General features: G+C 63.5%; 13 protein-coding genes. 4 read left to right on the top strand and 9 right to left on the bottom strand.

Going from position 1 to position 13,622, the window contains the following annotated elements:
- Positions 1-11 precede the first annotated feature (11 nt).
- Together CW305_RS11230 and CW305_RS11225 are read right to left on the bottom strand one after the other, a co-directional pair.
- Complete coding sequence (locus tag CW305_RS11230) at positions 12-389, bottom strand: MerR family transcriptional regulator (RefSeq protein WP_104097931.1); 378 nt, start codon at positions 387-389, stop codon at positions 12-14.
- On the bottom strand, positions 386-1,513 hold the full coding sequence (locus CW305_RS11225) for a methyltransferase (protein ID WP_104097930.1): 1,128 nt from the start codon (positions 1,511-1,513) through the stop codon (positions 386-388). The genes CW305_RS11230 and CW305_RS11225 overlap by 4 nt, the downstream gene beginning before the upstream one ends.
- A gap of 97 nt (positions 1,514-1,610) precedes the next feature.
- On the opposite strand from CW305_RS11225, the gene CW305_RS11220 reads away from it, so the two are divergent.
- Positions 1,611-2,387 (top strand): ferredoxin--NADP reductase, encoded by a 777-nt coding sequence (locus CW305_RS11220; RefSeq protein WP_014821468.1) that lies wholly within the window; start codon positions 1,611-1,613, stop codon positions 2,385-2,387.
- 103 nt (positions 2,388-2,490) lie between these two features.
- On the opposite strand, the gene gdhA is transcribed toward CW305_RS11220, so the two are convergent.
- The 6 genes from gdhA to ettA all read right to left on the bottom strand — a co-directional run bounded on the left by gdhA (position 2,491) and on the right by ettA (position 9,675).
- The gene (gdhA, locus tag CW305_RS11215; protein ID WP_104097929.1) at positions 2,491-3,828 is read right to left on the bottom strand and encodes an NADP-specific glutamate dehydrogenase; all 1,338 of its coding nucleotides are present in this window, start codon (positions 3,826-3,828) and stop codon (positions 2,491-2,493) included.
- 275 nt (positions 3,829-4,103) lie between these two features.
- Positions 4,104-4,889: a biofilm regulation diguanylate cyclase SiaD gene (siaD, locus tag CW305_RS11210; protein WP_014821466.1), complete on the bottom strand. Its 786-nt coding sequence runs from the start codon at positions 4,887-4,889 to the stop codon at positions 4,104-4,106.
- A gap of 12 nt (positions 4,890-4,901) precedes the next feature.
- Positions 4,902-5,279: a biofilm regulation phosphoprotein SiaC gene (siaC, locus tag CW305_RS11205; RefSeq protein WP_090519344.1), complete on the bottom strand. Its 378-nt coding sequence runs from the start codon at positions 5,277-5,279 to the stop codon at positions 4,902-4,904.
- 17 nt (positions 5,280-5,296) lie between these two features.
- Positions 5,297-5,839, bottom strand: coding sequence for a biofilm regulation protein kinase SiaB (siaB, locus tag CW305_RS11200; protein ID WP_046617862.1), 543 nt, complete (start codon positions 5,837-5,839; stop codon positions 5,297-5,299).
- Between the two features lie 15 nt (positions 5,840-5,854).
- Positions 5,855-7,846: a biofilm regulation protein phosphatase SiaA gene (siaA, locus tag CW305_RS11195; RefSeq protein WP_104097928.1), complete on the bottom strand. Its 1,992-nt coding sequence runs from the start codon at positions 7,844-7,846 to the stop codon at positions 5,855-5,857.
- 161 nt (positions 7,847-8,007) lie between these two features.
- The gene (ettA, locus tag CW305_RS11190) at positions 8,008-9,675 is read right to left on the bottom strand and encodes an energy-dependent translational throttle protein EttA (protein ID WP_041014896.1); all 1,668 of its coding nucleotides are present in this window, start codon (positions 9,673-9,675) and stop codon (positions 8,008-8,010) included.
- A gap of 253 nt (positions 9,676-9,928) precedes the next feature.
- Between ettA and glyA the strand changes: the two genes are divergently transcribed.
- From glyA to CW305_RS11170, 3 genes are all read left to right on the top strand, one after another.
- Positions 9,929-11,182 (top strand): serine hydroxymethyltransferase, encoded by a 1,254-nt coding sequence (gene glyA, locus CW305_RS11180; protein ID WP_090519339.1) that lies wholly within the window; start codon positions 9,929-9,931, stop codon positions 11,180-11,182.
- Between the two features lie 133 nt (positions 11,183-11,315).
- Entirely contained in the window at positions 11,316-11,777 is a 462-nt protein-coding gene (locus CW305_RS11175) for a methyltransferase family protein (RefSeq protein WP_104097927.1), read from the top strand.
- 57 nt (positions 11,778-11,834) lie between these two features.
- A complete protein-coding gene (locus CW305_RS11170) occupies positions 11,835-12,203 on the top strand; it encodes a PilZ domain-containing protein (protein WP_014821459.1) in 369 nt (122 codons plus the stop codon).
- 3 nt (positions 12,204-12,206) lie between these two features.
- On the opposite strand, the gene radA is transcribed toward CW305_RS11170, so the two are convergent.
- The gene (gene radA, locus CW305_RS11165) at positions 12,207-13,568 is read right to left on the bottom strand and encodes a DNA repair protein RadA (RefSeq protein ID WP_041014892.1); all 1,362 of its coding nucleotides are present in this window, start codon (positions 13,566-13,568) and stop codon (positions 12,207-12,209) included.
- Positions 13,569-13,622 lie beyond the last annotated feature (54 nt).

Genomic DNA, 13,622 nt, shown 5'->3' with positions numbered 1-13,622 from the left:
TCGGCTCCAGGTCAAGCGGAAGTTTGCTGCCCATACAGCGCGATCTTCGCCCGCAGCGCGTCGAGATGCTCATGGTCGCGCAGCAGACGTGCCTGCAAGGTGGCGGCATGGGTTTCGAGCAGCGCCTGACGTGCCGCAAGGGTTGCGTCGCCACATTCGCGCAGATCGGCGTAGCGGATGATGTCGTCCAGCGCCATGCCGGTGTCTTTCAGGCGCAGGATGAAGCCGATCCACTCCAGGTCGCGTGGGCCATAGACGCGAAAACCGCTGGCGTCCCGAGCGACATGCCGTAGCAGACCGATCTTTTCGTAATAGCGCAGCGTATCGGCGGACAGGCCGCAGCGCGCGGCGAACTGCCGGATGCTGAGGCGGACCGGCGCCTCGCTCATGCCTTGATCGACCGCAGAATGACGAACTTTGGTGTGGCGGCCACCTGCTCGGCGTTGCCGAACAGGCGCTTGAGCTTGAGGTGATAGCCGAGGTGGCGATTGCCGACGATCCATAGCTCACCACCCTTGGTCAGTGCCGCCTTGGCCTGGGTGAACATACGCCAGGCGAGGAAATCGCCGACCACCTGCTGCTGGTGGAACGGCGGATTGCACAGCACCAGATCCAGCGAGGCCGGCGGTTGCTCGGCCAGGCCGTCGCCGGCGCGAATCTCGACCGGACGCTGGCCATGGATTGCCTGCCAGTTCTCCCGTGCCGACTGCACAGCCATGTAGCTCTCGTCCACCAGTGTCAGTTGCGCCTGCGGGTTGCCCAGCGCGTAGACGATGCCGAGCACGCCGTTGCCGCAGCCGAGATCGGCCACGCGCAGTGCACCGAGTGCCTGCGGCAGATGTGGCAGAAAGGCGCGGGTGCCGATATCGAGGCCTTCGCGGCAGAACAGGTTGGCGTGGTTGAGCAGTTCAAGCTTCGGCTGATCGAGCTGGTAGCGGGTCGGGTAGGGCGACTGCGGCGCCGGTTTCGCGCTCGGCGTTGCGCTGAGCAGACGTGCCTTCTTCACCGCCAGTGAGGCCTGCACCGGGCCAATGTACTGCTCCAGCAGATCACCGGCGGCGCGCGGCAGATGCTTGATCATCGCCGCAGCGATCACCTGCGCGCCGGGCGCCAGCTGGCCGTGCAGGCGGATCAGCTGTTCTTCCAGCAGGGCAAGGGTTTTCGGTACGCGAATCAGCACCCGGTCGAACGGGCCCTGGGCGACCTCGCTGGCAGGTACGAAGCGCACGCGCTCGGCCGGCAGCTCGTTACGTGCCAGGTTCTTTTGCAATGCCAGGTGGGCCAGATGCGAGTCGCCACTGCTGGTGACCGCGACGTGTGCGGCCAGCGAGCAAGCCAGGGCGCCGAAGCTGTCATTGAGGATCAGCACTCGCGTGGCCGCTGGCAATCCCTGCTCATGCAGCTGGGCCAGCAGGTATTCGTCGGCGGCATCGAAGGCCTGCAGCGGCTCGTTGGGCTGCTCCGGCTGGCGGATCAGATCGAGGCTTGCATAGGGGGTATCGAGAATAGGCATGAGAACTGGCGGTGTTTGTCGGCTGCGTAAAGGAGTATCAAGGACCCATGCGGGCGCTGCGTGCAGTGGGCCCGAAGATGCTCGGAGGGAGCGAAGTATGACCGCCAGCGAAGAGAAGTTCACCCGCCAGCGCCTTCTAGAGGTGCAGACGCTGACGCCTAACCTGTTCACCCTGCGTACCAGCCGCGATCCCGGTTTTCGCTTCACCGCCGGGCAGTTCGCCCGCCTCGGTGTGCGCAAGCCAAGCGGCTGCATCGTCTGGCGCGCCTATTCCATGGTCTCGGCGCCGCACGACGAGTTTCTCGATTTCTTCTCCATCGTGGTGCCGGACGGCGAATTCACCAGCGAGCTGAGCCGGTTGGCAGTCGGCGACGAGCTGCTGGTGGACAAGCAGGCCTTCGGCTTTCTCACCCTCGATCGCTTTCCCGACGGCCGCGACCTCTGGCTGCTGGCAACTGGCACCGGGATCGCGCCGTTCCTTTCGATCCTGCAGGACTTCGAGGCCTGGCAGCGCTTCGAGCGCATCATTCTGGTCTACAGCGTGCGCGAGGCGCGTGAGCTGGCCTATCAGCAGCTGATCGCCGAACTGCCGCAACGCGACTACCTGGATGGTCTGGGCTCGAAGCTGCTGTACCTGCCGGTGGTAACGCGCGAACAGATACCCGGTGCGCTGCACGGTCGCATCACCACGCTGATCGAGAACGGCGAACTGGAGCGCGCCGCCGATCTGCAGCTGACGCCCGAGCATTCGCGGATCATGCTCTGCGGCAACCCGCAGATGATCGAGGACACCCGAGCGGTGCTGAAAGCGCGTGATCTGAACCTGGCGATGACGCGCAGGCCCGGCCAGGTGGCGGTGGAGAACTACTGGTAGGCGATTGCCGCGCGGAGTCTCGCGCAACAAAACAAAAGCCCCCGCCGGACGATCCGACGGGGGCTTTGTCTTTCAGGCTGAGGCTTGGCGGCAGGCGCAGCCGTTACACGACGCCCTGGGCCAGCATGGCATCGGCAACCTTGACGAAGCCGGCGATGTTGGCGCCCTTCACGTAGTTGATTCGACCGTTTTCCTCGCCGTGGGCGACGCAGGCGTGGTGGATCGACTGCATGATGCCGTGCAGCTTGGTGTCCACCTCACCGGCGGTCCAGTGCAGGCGCATGGCGTTCTGGCTCATCTCCAGTCCGCTACAGGCCACACCACCGGCGTTGGATGCCTTGCCCGGTGCGTAGAGGATGCCGGCCTCGAGGAACAGGTCGACGGCTTCCAGGGTCGAGGGCATGTTCGCGCCTTCGGCCACGCAGATGCAGCCGTTCTTCAGCAGCGCGCGGGCGTCTTCGCCATCCAGTTCGTTCTGCGTGGCGCAGGGCAGGGCGATATCGCACGGCAGGTTCCACGGACGCTGATCGGCCAGGTAGGTGACGCCGAAGTGCGTGCCCATCTCCTCGAGGCGACCGCGACGGACGTTCTTCAGGTCCATCAGGTATGTCCACTGCTCGGCGGTCATACCGTCCGCGAAGTGCAGGGTGCCGCCCGAGTCGGACAGCGAGACGACCCGGCCACCCAGTTCCATGACTTTCTGCGCCGCGTACTGCGCGACGTTGCCGGAACCGGAGATCGCCACGCGCTTGCCGTCGAAGCTGCTGTGGCTGCTCTTGAGCATTTCCTCGGCGAAGTAAACGCAGCCGTAGCCGGTGGCTTCCGGGCGGATCAGGCTGCCGCCATAGGCCAGGCCCTTGCCGGTCAGGACGGAGGTGAACTGGTTGGACAGGCGCTTGTACTGGCCGAAGAGGAAGCCGATCTCGCGGCCGCCGACGCCGATGTCACCGGCCGGAACGTCGAGGTCTGCGCCGATATGACGGTACAGCTCGGTCATGAACGACTGGCAGAAGCGCATCACTTCGTTGTCGCTCTTGCCCTTGGGGTTGAAGTCCGAGCCACCCTTGCCGCCGCCCATGGGCAGCGAAGTCAGGGAGTTCTTGAAGACCTGTTCGAAGGCGAGGAACTTGAGGACGCCGATGTTCACCGACGGATGGAAGCGCAGACCACCCTTGTATGGGCCGATGGCGCTGTTCATCTGGATGCGGAAGCCGCGATTGACCTGCACACGGCCCTGATCGTCGACCCAGGGTACGCGGAAGATGATCGAGCGCTCCGGCTCGACCATGCGTTCGATGATGCCGGCCTGCATGTAATGCGGATGGGCTTCGAGGAAGGGCCAGAGGCTGCGAACCACTTCTTCCACCGCCTGGTGGAACTCGGGTTGGTGGGGGTCGCGTTGCTTCAACCGCGCGAGAAAGGCATCAACGGTTTCGATCATCAGGTAGGCCCTCGGCGACCGCGTGTCGGCAGTCATTAATAATTTTGGCCGGCGACTGTAGCAAACCTGATTTGCACCGCGGAAGTGCGACATGGGTCTGGCATGCCGCGAAATGGTGCGTTCGAAGGGCTGTGGTGCTGAAGGCCTCGGCTCCGCGCGTGGCGTCTGGTTTCTGTGTTTCCCGATGCTTCAGACTTTAAGAGGCGGAGGCGTTGCTCAATTTGCACTGAAATGGAGCGATGAGTGCGACATTCTTGTGCTTGTTCGGGTGATGGCTAGTCGGCCAGCTCACAGCGATTGCGACCACTGCGCTTGGCTCTCAGCAGCGCGATGTCGGCGCGGTTGATGGTGCTCGAGTAGGTCTCGTCGGCGCGCAGCTCGGCGATACCCATGCTGGCGGTGACCCCGAGCAGGTCATCGTTCACCCGCACGCCGAGCGCGGCAATGCTGTCGCCAAGGCGGCGCATCACCGTGCAGGCCATCTCGGCGCTGCTTTCCGGCATCAGGATGAGGAATTCCTCGCCGCCCCAGCGACCACAGAGGTCGTGTTCGCGAATCTCCGATTCCATTACGCGCACCACTTCGATCAGCACGCGGTCGCCGACTTCGTGGCCGTACTCGTCGTTGATGACCTTGAAACGGTCGATGTCCAGCATGACCAGGGCCAGCGGGCGGCCGTAGCGTTTGGCGCGCTCGCTTTCCTCGCGCAGGCGCTCGGTGAGCAGACGGCGGTTGGCGATGCCTGTCAGGGTGTCGAGGGTCGAGGCTTCGCGCAGCGAGGCATTCAGGTCCTGCATCATCATCTGGTAGCGATCGGAGATGCGTGCGACCTTTTCCAGCTGGCGCAACTGCTTGTCGAAGCGCGCCGAAAGGCTCAGTTCGCGCTCGCGGGCGATGCTCTGGTAGCCGTCCGATACGCGGGCGATGCGTTCGATTCGGCCAAGCAGGTCATGGTGCGCTCCCCACAGCTGGCTCAGGGCTTCCTTCAGCGGGTGCCCCTCGAACTGCGGATCGGCGAGGAGATTGATGACCTCTTGCTCTAGCGGCGATGGCCCACGCATATCGACCTTCTGTCAGTCGTGACTCTGGATGGAAAAGGGGAAGGTGCAGTCTTCCTTGAACTCTTCGGCCAACTCCACGACGCGCTCGTTTCGGATGTCGTAGTACCAGTTGACCGCGACCTGACGGCCTTCCTGATAGGCGGCTTCGAGCAGGTCGAAGATGTCCATCATCGCCTTGATGCTGCTGGTGTTCAGGTACAGCAGGCGCAGTTCGAGGCTGAGCGGATGTGCGGCTTCGCCGAGGAAGCGCTCGATCCATTCGTAGACCTGGTGGAACAGCTCGTAGGAATTTTCCGGGTACGAGTCGCCCTGCATCGAGACGATGCCTTTTTCCCAGTCGGACTGGATGGCGGGAGTGGACTGGCTGCCGGGGATTGAAAAATCGTTCATGGGGATGCTCTTGAGTTTCAGATGACGGCGCTCAGGCTGATGAAGGAAAGCTCGTCGGAGACAGGCTGCAGCGAGGCCTTGAGTGGCTCGCTGGACTTGCGGGCAATATCGATCAGGCCGAGTCCGGCGCCGGTTGCCACGTGTTCGTCACGCGGCCTGCGCAATTGTTCCTTGTACAGGGCCTTGAGGCCGGCCTTGTCTTTTTTTGCCAGTTCGGCGACGGCGGTAAGCAGTTGCTGGCCGTCGGCGGTTTCGATCAGGTTGCCGGCCGAAACCACGTAGCGGCCCTGGTCATCGCGTGCGACCACGACCGTGGCGCCGGCCTGCTGATCGGACCAGTTCTTTTCGCGGGTGTAGTGGCGAATGTTCTGCGTCATCTCGATGTACACGGCGAACACGTCCATGGCCGAGGACGGGTGCGCCTGTTCTTCGCTCATGTAATTGCGCAGGGCATTGCCGATCTCTTCGATCAGGCTGCGGGAGATGGGGCCGTTGAAGCACAGCATGATCTGTTGCTGGTTGTAGCATTCGCGCATCGCGAACATGTCAATGGGGGCCATGGCCAACTCCCTGTCTCAATCGAAGCGGAAACATAACATCGTGATGTCATCGCGCTGCGGGAATTCACCCTGATAGCGCGCCAGTGCGAGGCTGAAGGCTTCGCCCTGTTCGGCCAGGGGAAGCCGTGCATGCTCGCGGATCATGCTGGCGAAGCGGCTGTTGCCAAAGCCGAACCCGTCGTCGCCGCCGGCCTGGTCGAGGAAACCGTCGGTGGTCATGTAGAAGGTCCGCCCCGGTTGCAGGTCGACGCTGGTGTTGCGGTAGTCGCCGATGCGTTTATCGCCGATGGCGCGCCGCGCTGCCTTGATCTCGTGCACCTCTTCGCCATCACAGTAGTACAACGCAATCTTCGCGCCGGAATAATGCACCCTGCGCTGGCGCAAATCGACATAGGCGAGGCCGATATCCATGTTGGTCGCCAGGGCATGGGAGTCCTGCTCTTCGCGCAGCATGTTGCGCACGATCGCATCGGTACGCGCGAGCGCGGCGACGGGGTCGTCCAGGCCGGTCGTGCCGAGCGCCTGATCGATGGCGGCGTGGGCCAGCATCGTCATCAACGCGCCGGGCACGCCGTGGCCGGCACAGTCGACTATTCCGAACAGGCAGCCATGTTCGTCGGCGCGATATACATAGAAGTCGCCGCCGACGACATCACGTGGCCGCCAGAGCACCGCATGGCGATCACCCATGGCGGTGACCAGCTGCCGGTTGGGCAGGATCGAGCGCTGGATAAGGCTGGCATAGTCGATCGAGTCGTCGATCTTCTTGTGCGCGGCGGCCATTTCCAGGTTGGCCTGTTCCAGGTCGCGGGTGCGCTCACGCACGCGATTCTCCAGCTCGCTGGTGTGGCTGCGAACCTGCTGCGCCATGGCACCGAAGGCTGCGCTGAGTTCGCCGATCTCGTCCTGCCGGTGCAGGGGCAGGGGGGCATCGTACTGTCCCGCCGCCAGGGCCTGGGCGCTGCGTCTCAGCTGGCGCAGCGGTTTGAGCACACGCTTCTCGACCAGCCAGGCACCACCACCGATCAGCAGCAGGAACAGCACCAGAAACAGGGCGATTGCCGGCAGCAGCGGACGCACCTCGACGACCTGTGCGGTGCCCAGGTCCACGGCGCTGGCGACGAACCACTGCAGCTCGGGAATCCAGCTCAGCGCCAGCAAGCGGGGCGCGCCATCCAGGGTGACGCGCAACGTCGCCACAGTGCCGGGGTTCTCGCGGCTTTCCGCCATGGCCTGACGCACTGCCGAGGCCGCGCCGAGGTCGTCGAGCTGGCCGAGGATGCTCGTCGACAAGGAGCGTCCACGCGCGGTTTCGGCGTTGAGCGTAACCAGGTTCTGATTCGGATGAACGAGGATGGAGCCGTAGGCATCGAGCACCATCGACTCGACGCCGACCTTGTTCGCCTCGATGAAGTCATCCAGAAACGCCTGCAGGCTGATGCCGGAACCGACCAGGCCCAGGCGTCGATCGCCGTCACGCACCTGTACGTTGAACCACACCTTGAGCTCACCGGTGACCACCGAGCGGTCGACGTTGATGGCGTAGGGGGTGTCGGCCTGCAGCGTCTGGAAGAACCACTCGTCGCGAGGGCCGTCAGGGGCCATCACATAGCGTGGTACATAGCTGGGTGACTGGTCGGGTCCGTTCGAGTAGTAGCCGTTGCTGCTCGCCGAGGCGGCGAAGTAGGCGTGGTCGCCGAAGGCCTGCTGGTAGCCGGCCGCTTCCTGGAAAAAGATCTTGCGCTTGGCCGGGTCCTGCTCGTCGTTCAACCAGGCCAGCGTCAGTTGCGAAGCCGCCAGCCGTTGAGCCAGTGCCAGTTCGCGTGAAACCGGTGCGAACAGGCGTTCGCGGTTGAGTTGGACCACATTGCGCGCATAGGCCTCGCCGAAGCGGCTCTGCACGCCGAGTAACGCCTCTCGGCCAATGAAACCGGCAAAGACGAAAGCAAGCAGGCAACTGAGCAACAATGCCAGCAGTGATTTGCCGCGCAGTCCAAGTGCCGCCATGCGAATTGTCCTTTGTCGGTCGCGGGGGTCGGCATGGTGCGATTGCCGCGCCTGCCGGGGGGATCAGTAATTCACGAAGGCGGCATTGTGCCATTATTTATGGGTGCTTTCTCTAGACACGACAACGGAGCCTGTTTGGCTCCGTTGTCGTCATCTACCGCTTACTGCGCCAGCTTCTTGTACTTGACGCGGTGTGGCTGGGAGGCTGCGTCACCGAGGCGCTTCTTGCGATCGGCTTCATACTCGGTGTAGTTGCCTTCGAAGAACACGACACCGCCATCGTCCTCGTAGGAGAGAATGTGGGTGGCGACGCGGTCGAGGAACCAGCGGTCGTGGGAGATCACGATGGCCGAGCCGGGGAAGTCCAGCAGCGCCTCTTCCAGCGAGCGCAGGGTTTCCACGTCAAGGTCGTTGGAGGGTTCGTCGAGCAGCAGCACGTTGGCACCCTGCTTGAGGGTTAGCGCCAGGTGCAGGCGACCGCGCTCACCGCCGGAAAGGTCCTTGACGAATTTCTGCTGGTCGGCGCCCTTGAAGTTGAAGCGGCCAACGTAACCGCGCGATGGCACCTCGTAGTTGCCGATGCGAATCTGGTCCAGGCCATCGGAGACCGCTTCCCATACGGTCTTGCCACCGTCAAGGTCGTCGCGGCTCTGATCCACGCAGGCCAATTGCACGGTGTCGCCGATTTCGATGCTGCCGGAATCCGGGGTTTCCTTGCCCATCAGCATGCGGAACAGGGTCGACTTACCGGCACCGTTACCACCGATCACGCCAACGATGGCACCTTTCGGCACGCTGAAGGAGAGGTCGTCGATCAGTACGCGGTCGCCGTAGCCCTTGGTGACGTTCTTGAATTCGATGACCTTGTCACCCAGGCGCGGACCGGCTGGGATATAGATTTCGTTGGTCTCTGCGCGTTTCTGGAATTCCTGCGACTGCATTTCCTCGAAGCGCTGCAGACGAGCCTTGGATTTGGACTGGCGGGCCTTGGCGCCTTTGCGCACCCATTCCAGTTCTTCCTTCATGGCCTTTTCATGGGCCGACTGCTGTTTGGATTCCTGAGCCAGACGGGCCGATTTGGCTTCCAGCCAGCCGGAATAGTTGCCTTCGTACGGGATGCCCGCGCCGCGGTCGAGTTCGAGAATCCAGCCGGCGACGTTGTCGAGGAAGTAACGGTCGTGGGTGATGGCCACCACGGTGCCCGGGAAGTCATGGAGGAAGCGCTCCAGCCAGGCCACCGAGTCGGCGTCCAGGTGGTTGGTCGGTTCGTCCAGCAGCAGCATGTCCGGGGCCGACAGCAGGAGGCGGCACAGGGCGACGCGGCGCTTCTCGCCGCCGGACAGGTGCGCGACCTTGGCATCCCATGCCGGCAGACGCAGTGCGTCGGCGGCGACTTCCAGCTGGCGCTCCAGGTTATGGCCGTCGGATGCCTGCAGGATCGCTTCGAGCTTGGCCTGCTCGGCAGCCAGGGCATCGAAATCGGCGTCCGGCTCGGCGTAGGCGGCGTAGACGGCATCCAGGCGGGCCTGGGCGTCCTTGATCACACCAACCGCCTCCTCGACGATTTCGCGCACGGTCTTCTCGGGATCGAGCTGCGGTTCCTGCGGCAGGTAGCCGACATTGATTCCCGGCATGGCACGGGCCTCGCCGTCGAACTCTGTGTCGACGCCGGCCATGATGCGCAGCAGGGTGGATTTACCGGCGCCGTTCAGGCCGAGCACGCCAATCTTGGCGCCGGGGAAGAACGACAGGGAGATGTTCTTGAGGATCTCACGCTTCGGCGGAACGACCTTGCTCAGCCGGTGCATGGTGTAGACGTATTGAGCCATGGAAACGAATGCCCGTGACAGTGGTGAATGATGCCTGACCCAGGCCGTGGGGGGCCGAAAATGGGGTGGCATGGAAAGGGCGCAAAGCTACCCGAATGCACCGGTCAGGGCAAACCGCGACAGTCCGCCGTCGCGGCTGCGGAAGCGGCGACTGTTCATCTTGTGCATGACTATCGCTCATACCCGCAACCGGTCGGATGAGGTAGAATCCGCGCCTCTCTTTTATACCGCCAGCTGATCTCAGAGGACTGCCATGTTCAGCCGTGATTTGACCCTCGCCCGTTTCGACGCCGATCTCTTCGCTGCCATGGAGCAGGAAGCCAAGCGTCAGGAAGACCACATCGAGCTGATCGCCTCGGAGAACTACACCAGCCCGGCGGTGATGGAAGCCCAGGGTTCGGTGCTCACCAACAAGTACGCCGAAGGCTATCCGGGCAAGCGCTACTACGGCGGTTGCGAGTACGTCGACGTGGTCGAGCAGCTGGCCATCGACCGCGCCAAGGAACTGTTCGGCGCCGACTACGCCAACGTCCAGCCGCATGCTGGCTCTCAAGCCAACAGCGCCGTCTACCTCGCCCTTTTGCAGGCCGGTGACACCATCCTCGGCATGAGCCTGGCCCACGGCGGCCACCTCACCCACGGCGCCAGCGTTTCCTCCTCCGGCAAGCTGTACAACGCCGTGCAGTACGGCATCAACGACCAAGGCCTGATCGACTATGACGAAGTTGAGCGTCTGGCCGTCGAGCACAAGCCGAAAATGATCGTCGCCGGTTTCTCCGCGTACTCGCAGATCCTGGACTTCGCCCGTTTTCGCGAAATCGCTGACAAGGTCGGTGCCTACCTGTTCGTCGACATGGCTCACGTGGCCGGTCTGGTCGCTGCTGGCGTCTACCCGAACCCGGTTCCGTTCGCTGACGTCGTCACAACTACTACGCACAAGACCCTGCGCGGACCGCGTGGCGGCCTGATCCTGGCGCGCGCCAACGCCGAGATCGAGAAGAAGCTCAACTCTGCCGTGTTCCCCGGTGCTCAGGGTGGCCCGCTGGAGCACGTCATCGCGGCCAAGGCTGTGTGCTTCAAGGAAGCGCTGCAGCCTGAGTTCAAGGCCTATCAGCAGCAAGTGGTGAAAAACGCTCAGGCCATGGCCGACGTGTTCATCCAGCGCGGCTTCGATGTGGTGTCCGGTGGTACTCAGAACCACCTGTTCCTGCTCAGCCTGATCAAGCAGGACATCACCGGTAAGGACGCTGACGCTGCCCTGGGCAACGCGCACATCACCGTGAACAAGAACAGCGTACCGAACGACCCGCGTTCGCCGTTCGTCACCTCCGGTCTGCGTATCGGTACTCCGGCCGTCACTACCCGTGGCTTCGGCGAGACCGAGTGCCGTGACCTGGCTGGCTGGATCTGCGACATCCTCGACAACATGGGCGACGAGTCGGTGATCGAAGCGGTTCGTGGCAAGGTCGAAGCGGTCTGCGCCAAGTTCCCGGTATACGGCAACTAAACGTTACATCGCTGCATCGAAAGCCCGCGAAAGCGGGCTTTTTGCTGTCTGGCGGTTGTCGCGAAACATCTTCCTGATCCCTGGCGATGCGGCGCGCTAGACTGCCGTGTCCTGTTCCTCCGGAGTCCGACTCATGTTCAAGCGCGCCACGGGTGTGATCCTGCCGCCACCGGTCATCTATCTGCTGTTTCTCGCGGCAGCCTGGCTGCTGGAGTCGGTGTTGCCGATCGCCTTGCCGCGCAATCTCTGGACTCACTACCTGGGCTGGGGGCTGATCGACGCGGGCGTGTTGCTGATGCTCTGGGCCGGCTTGCTGATGCTCTGGCGCAGGACCACGGTCAATCCCTATGGCAAGCCCGCGAAGCTGATGGAAGAGGGGCCGTTCGGTTTCTCGCGCAACCCGATCTATCTGGCCGACAGCCTGATCTACTGCGGCATCGCGCTGCTCTGGGGCACGCTGTGGCCCTGGCTGTTGCTGCCCGCCTTGGTCTTCACCATGCAGCGCGGCGTGATCGTGCACGAGGAGCGCTTGCTGACCCAGCTGTTTGGCGACGACTATCTGGCGTACAGTGGACGGGTGCGCCGCTGGTTGTAACGGCGATGTCGAGAGTTGTTGTCCTATAGTGAATTCAGACACCGCGGAGTGATGTTCATGACTGATTCCCCCAGTGATCGCCGGCGCTTCCAACGTATCGAGTTCGATGCCGCCACTGAGTTGGTGCAGGGTGACCGGCGCTGGCCGGTCGAGCTGCATGATCTGTCCCTGAAAGGCCTGCTGGTTCGCCGCCCGGAAGGCTGGGATGCTGATGCTGACCAGCCGTTCGAAGCGCGGGTGCGCCTGGCCGATGATGCCGAGGTGCGCATGGAGGTGGCGATGACCCATGAAGAGGGCGATCTGATCGGCTTCGTCTGCCAGCATATCGATCTCGACTCGATCGCCCACCTGCGGCGCCTGGTCGAACTCAACCTCGGCGACGAGGCACTGCTGGAACGCGAGCTGGCTGCACTCGGCGGCCAGTAACGATCACTCGAACAGCGCGTCGAGCGCCTGCTCCAGGCGAGTCACGGCGATGATCTGCAAACCGGCGGGGGCCTCCTTCGGCGCATTGCCCTTGGGCACGATGGCGCGCTTGAAGCCGTGCTTGGCTGCCTCCTTCAGACGCTCCTGACCACTTGGCACCGGGCGGATCTCGCCCGACAAGCCCACTTCACCGAATACCAGCAGATCGGTATCCAGCGGCCGGTTGCGCAGGCTGGAGATCACCGCGGCCATCAGCGCCAGATCCGCCGCGGTTTCCAGCACCTTCACACCGCCGACCACGTTGATGAAAACGTCCTGATCGTAGGTGGGAATGCTGCCATGCCGATGCAGTACGGCCAGCAGCATGGCCAGACGGTTCTGATCCAGGCCCAGGGTGACGCGGCGCGGGTTGGCCAGGTGGCTGGTGTCCACCAGCGCCTGCACCTCCACCAGCATGGGGCGGGTGCCTTCCCAGGTGGCCATGACCACGCTGCCGGGCACCGCTTCCTGAGCGCGGGTGAGGAAGATCGCCGACGGGTTGGTGACTTCTTTCAGGCCCTTGTCGGTCATGCCGAACACACCGAGCTCGTTGACCGCGCCGAAGCGGTTCTTCACCGCCCGTAGCAGGCGCAGACGGCCATCGGATTCACCCTCAAAATACAGCACCGTATCGACCATGTGCTCGAGCACGCGCGGGCCGGCCAGTGCGCCTTCCTTGGTCACGTGGCCGACGAGGAAGATCGCCGTGCCGCTCTGCTTGGCGAAGCGGACCAGCAGCGCCGCGCTCTCGCGCACCTGAGCCACACCGCCCGGCGCTGACTGCAGCTGCTCGGTGAAGATGGTCTGGATCGAGTCGATCACCATCACCTTGGGCTTTTCCAGCCGCGCGGTGGCGATTATCGATTCGATGCAGGTCTCGGTCATCACCTTGAGCCGGTCCTGCGGCAGGTCCAGACGACGCGCACGCATGGCCACCTGCTGCTGGGATTCTTCACCGGTGACGTAGAGCGCCGGGTACTGCTGGGCGATGGCGCAGAGGGTCTGCAGCAGGATCGTCGACTTGCCGATGCCCGGATCACCGCCGATCAGCACCACCGAGCCGTCCACCAGCCCCCCTCCGAGTACGCGATCCAGCTCGCCGGAAGCGGTTGAGAATCGCGGTACTTCCTCGACGCTGACCTCGGCGAGCGTCCTGATGTTGGCCTGCTCGCCGGCCCAGCCTGCGCGGCCGGAGGGCGGTGCCGCACCCTCGATGATCGTTTCCACCAGCGTATTCCAGGCGCCACAGTCACCGCACTGGCCGGCCCATTTCGGGAAGGTCGAGCCGCATTCGGTGCAGCCATACATGCGCTTGGCCTTGGCCATGGGAAACTCCGGGTCTGGTAGGTGGTGTCGCATGATAACGGCTGACTTGATCGC

The organism is Stutzerimonas kunmingensis (genome assembly GCF_002929225.1).
Taxonomy (GTDB): Bacteria; Pseudomonadota; Gammaproteobacteria; order Pseudomonadales; family Pseudomonadaceae; genus Stutzerimonas.
This window is presented reverse-complemented; position numbering and strand designations above follow the sequence as displayed.

Bases quoted from the DNA above. Each gene is read 5' to 3' on its own strand.
- radA (WP_041014892.1), bottom strand. From the start codon at position 13,568: ATGGCCAAGGCCAAGCGCATGTATGGCTGCACCGAATGCGGCTCGACC.
- gdhA (WP_104097929.1), bottom strand. From the start codon at position 3,828: ATGATCGAAACCGTTGATGCCTTTCTCGCGCGGTTGAAGCAACGCGAC.
- siaD (WP_014821466.1), bottom strand. From the start codon at position 4,889: ATGCGTGGGCCATCGCCGCTAGAGCAAGAGGTCATCAATCTCCTCGCC.
- CW305_RS11220 (WP_014821468.1), top strand. From the start codon at position 1,611: ATGACCGCCAGCGAAGAGAAGTTCACCCGCCAGCGCCTTCTAGAGGTG.
- siaC (WP_090519344.1), bottom strand. From the start codon at position 5,279: ATGAACGATTTTTCAATCCCCGGCAGCCAGTCCACTCCCGCCATCCAG.
- CW305_RS11170 (WP_014821459.1), top strand. From the start codon at position 11,835: ATGACTGATTCCCCCAGTGATCGCCGGCGCTTCCAACGTATCGAGTTC.
- CW305_RS11225 (WP_104097930.1), bottom strand. From the start codon at position 1,513: ATGCCTATTCTCGATACCCCCTATGCAAGCCTCGATCTGATCCGCCAG.
- CW305_RS11230 (WP_104097931.1), bottom strand. From the start codon at position 389: ATGAGCGAGGCGCCGGTCCGCCTCAGCATCCGGCAGTTCGCCGCGCGC.
- siaA (WP_104097928.1), bottom strand. From the start codon at position 7,846: ATGGCGGCACTTGGACTGCGCGGCAAATCACTGCTGGCATTGTTGCTC.
- ettA (WP_041014896.1), bottom strand. From the start codon at position 9,675: ATGGCTCAATACGTCTACACCATGCACCGGCTGAGCAAGGTCGTTCCG.
- glyA (WP_090519339.1), top strand. From the start codon at position 9,929: ATGTTCAGCCGTGATTTGACCCTCGCCCGTTTCGACGCCGATCTCTTC.
- CW305_RS11175 (WP_104097927.1), top strand. From the start codon at position 11,316: ATGTTCAAGCGCGCCACGGGTGTGATCCTGCCGCCACCGGTCATCTAT.
- siaB (WP_046617862.1), bottom strand. From the start codon at position 5,839: ATGGCCCCCATTGACATGTTCGCGATGCGCGAATGCTACAACCAGCAA.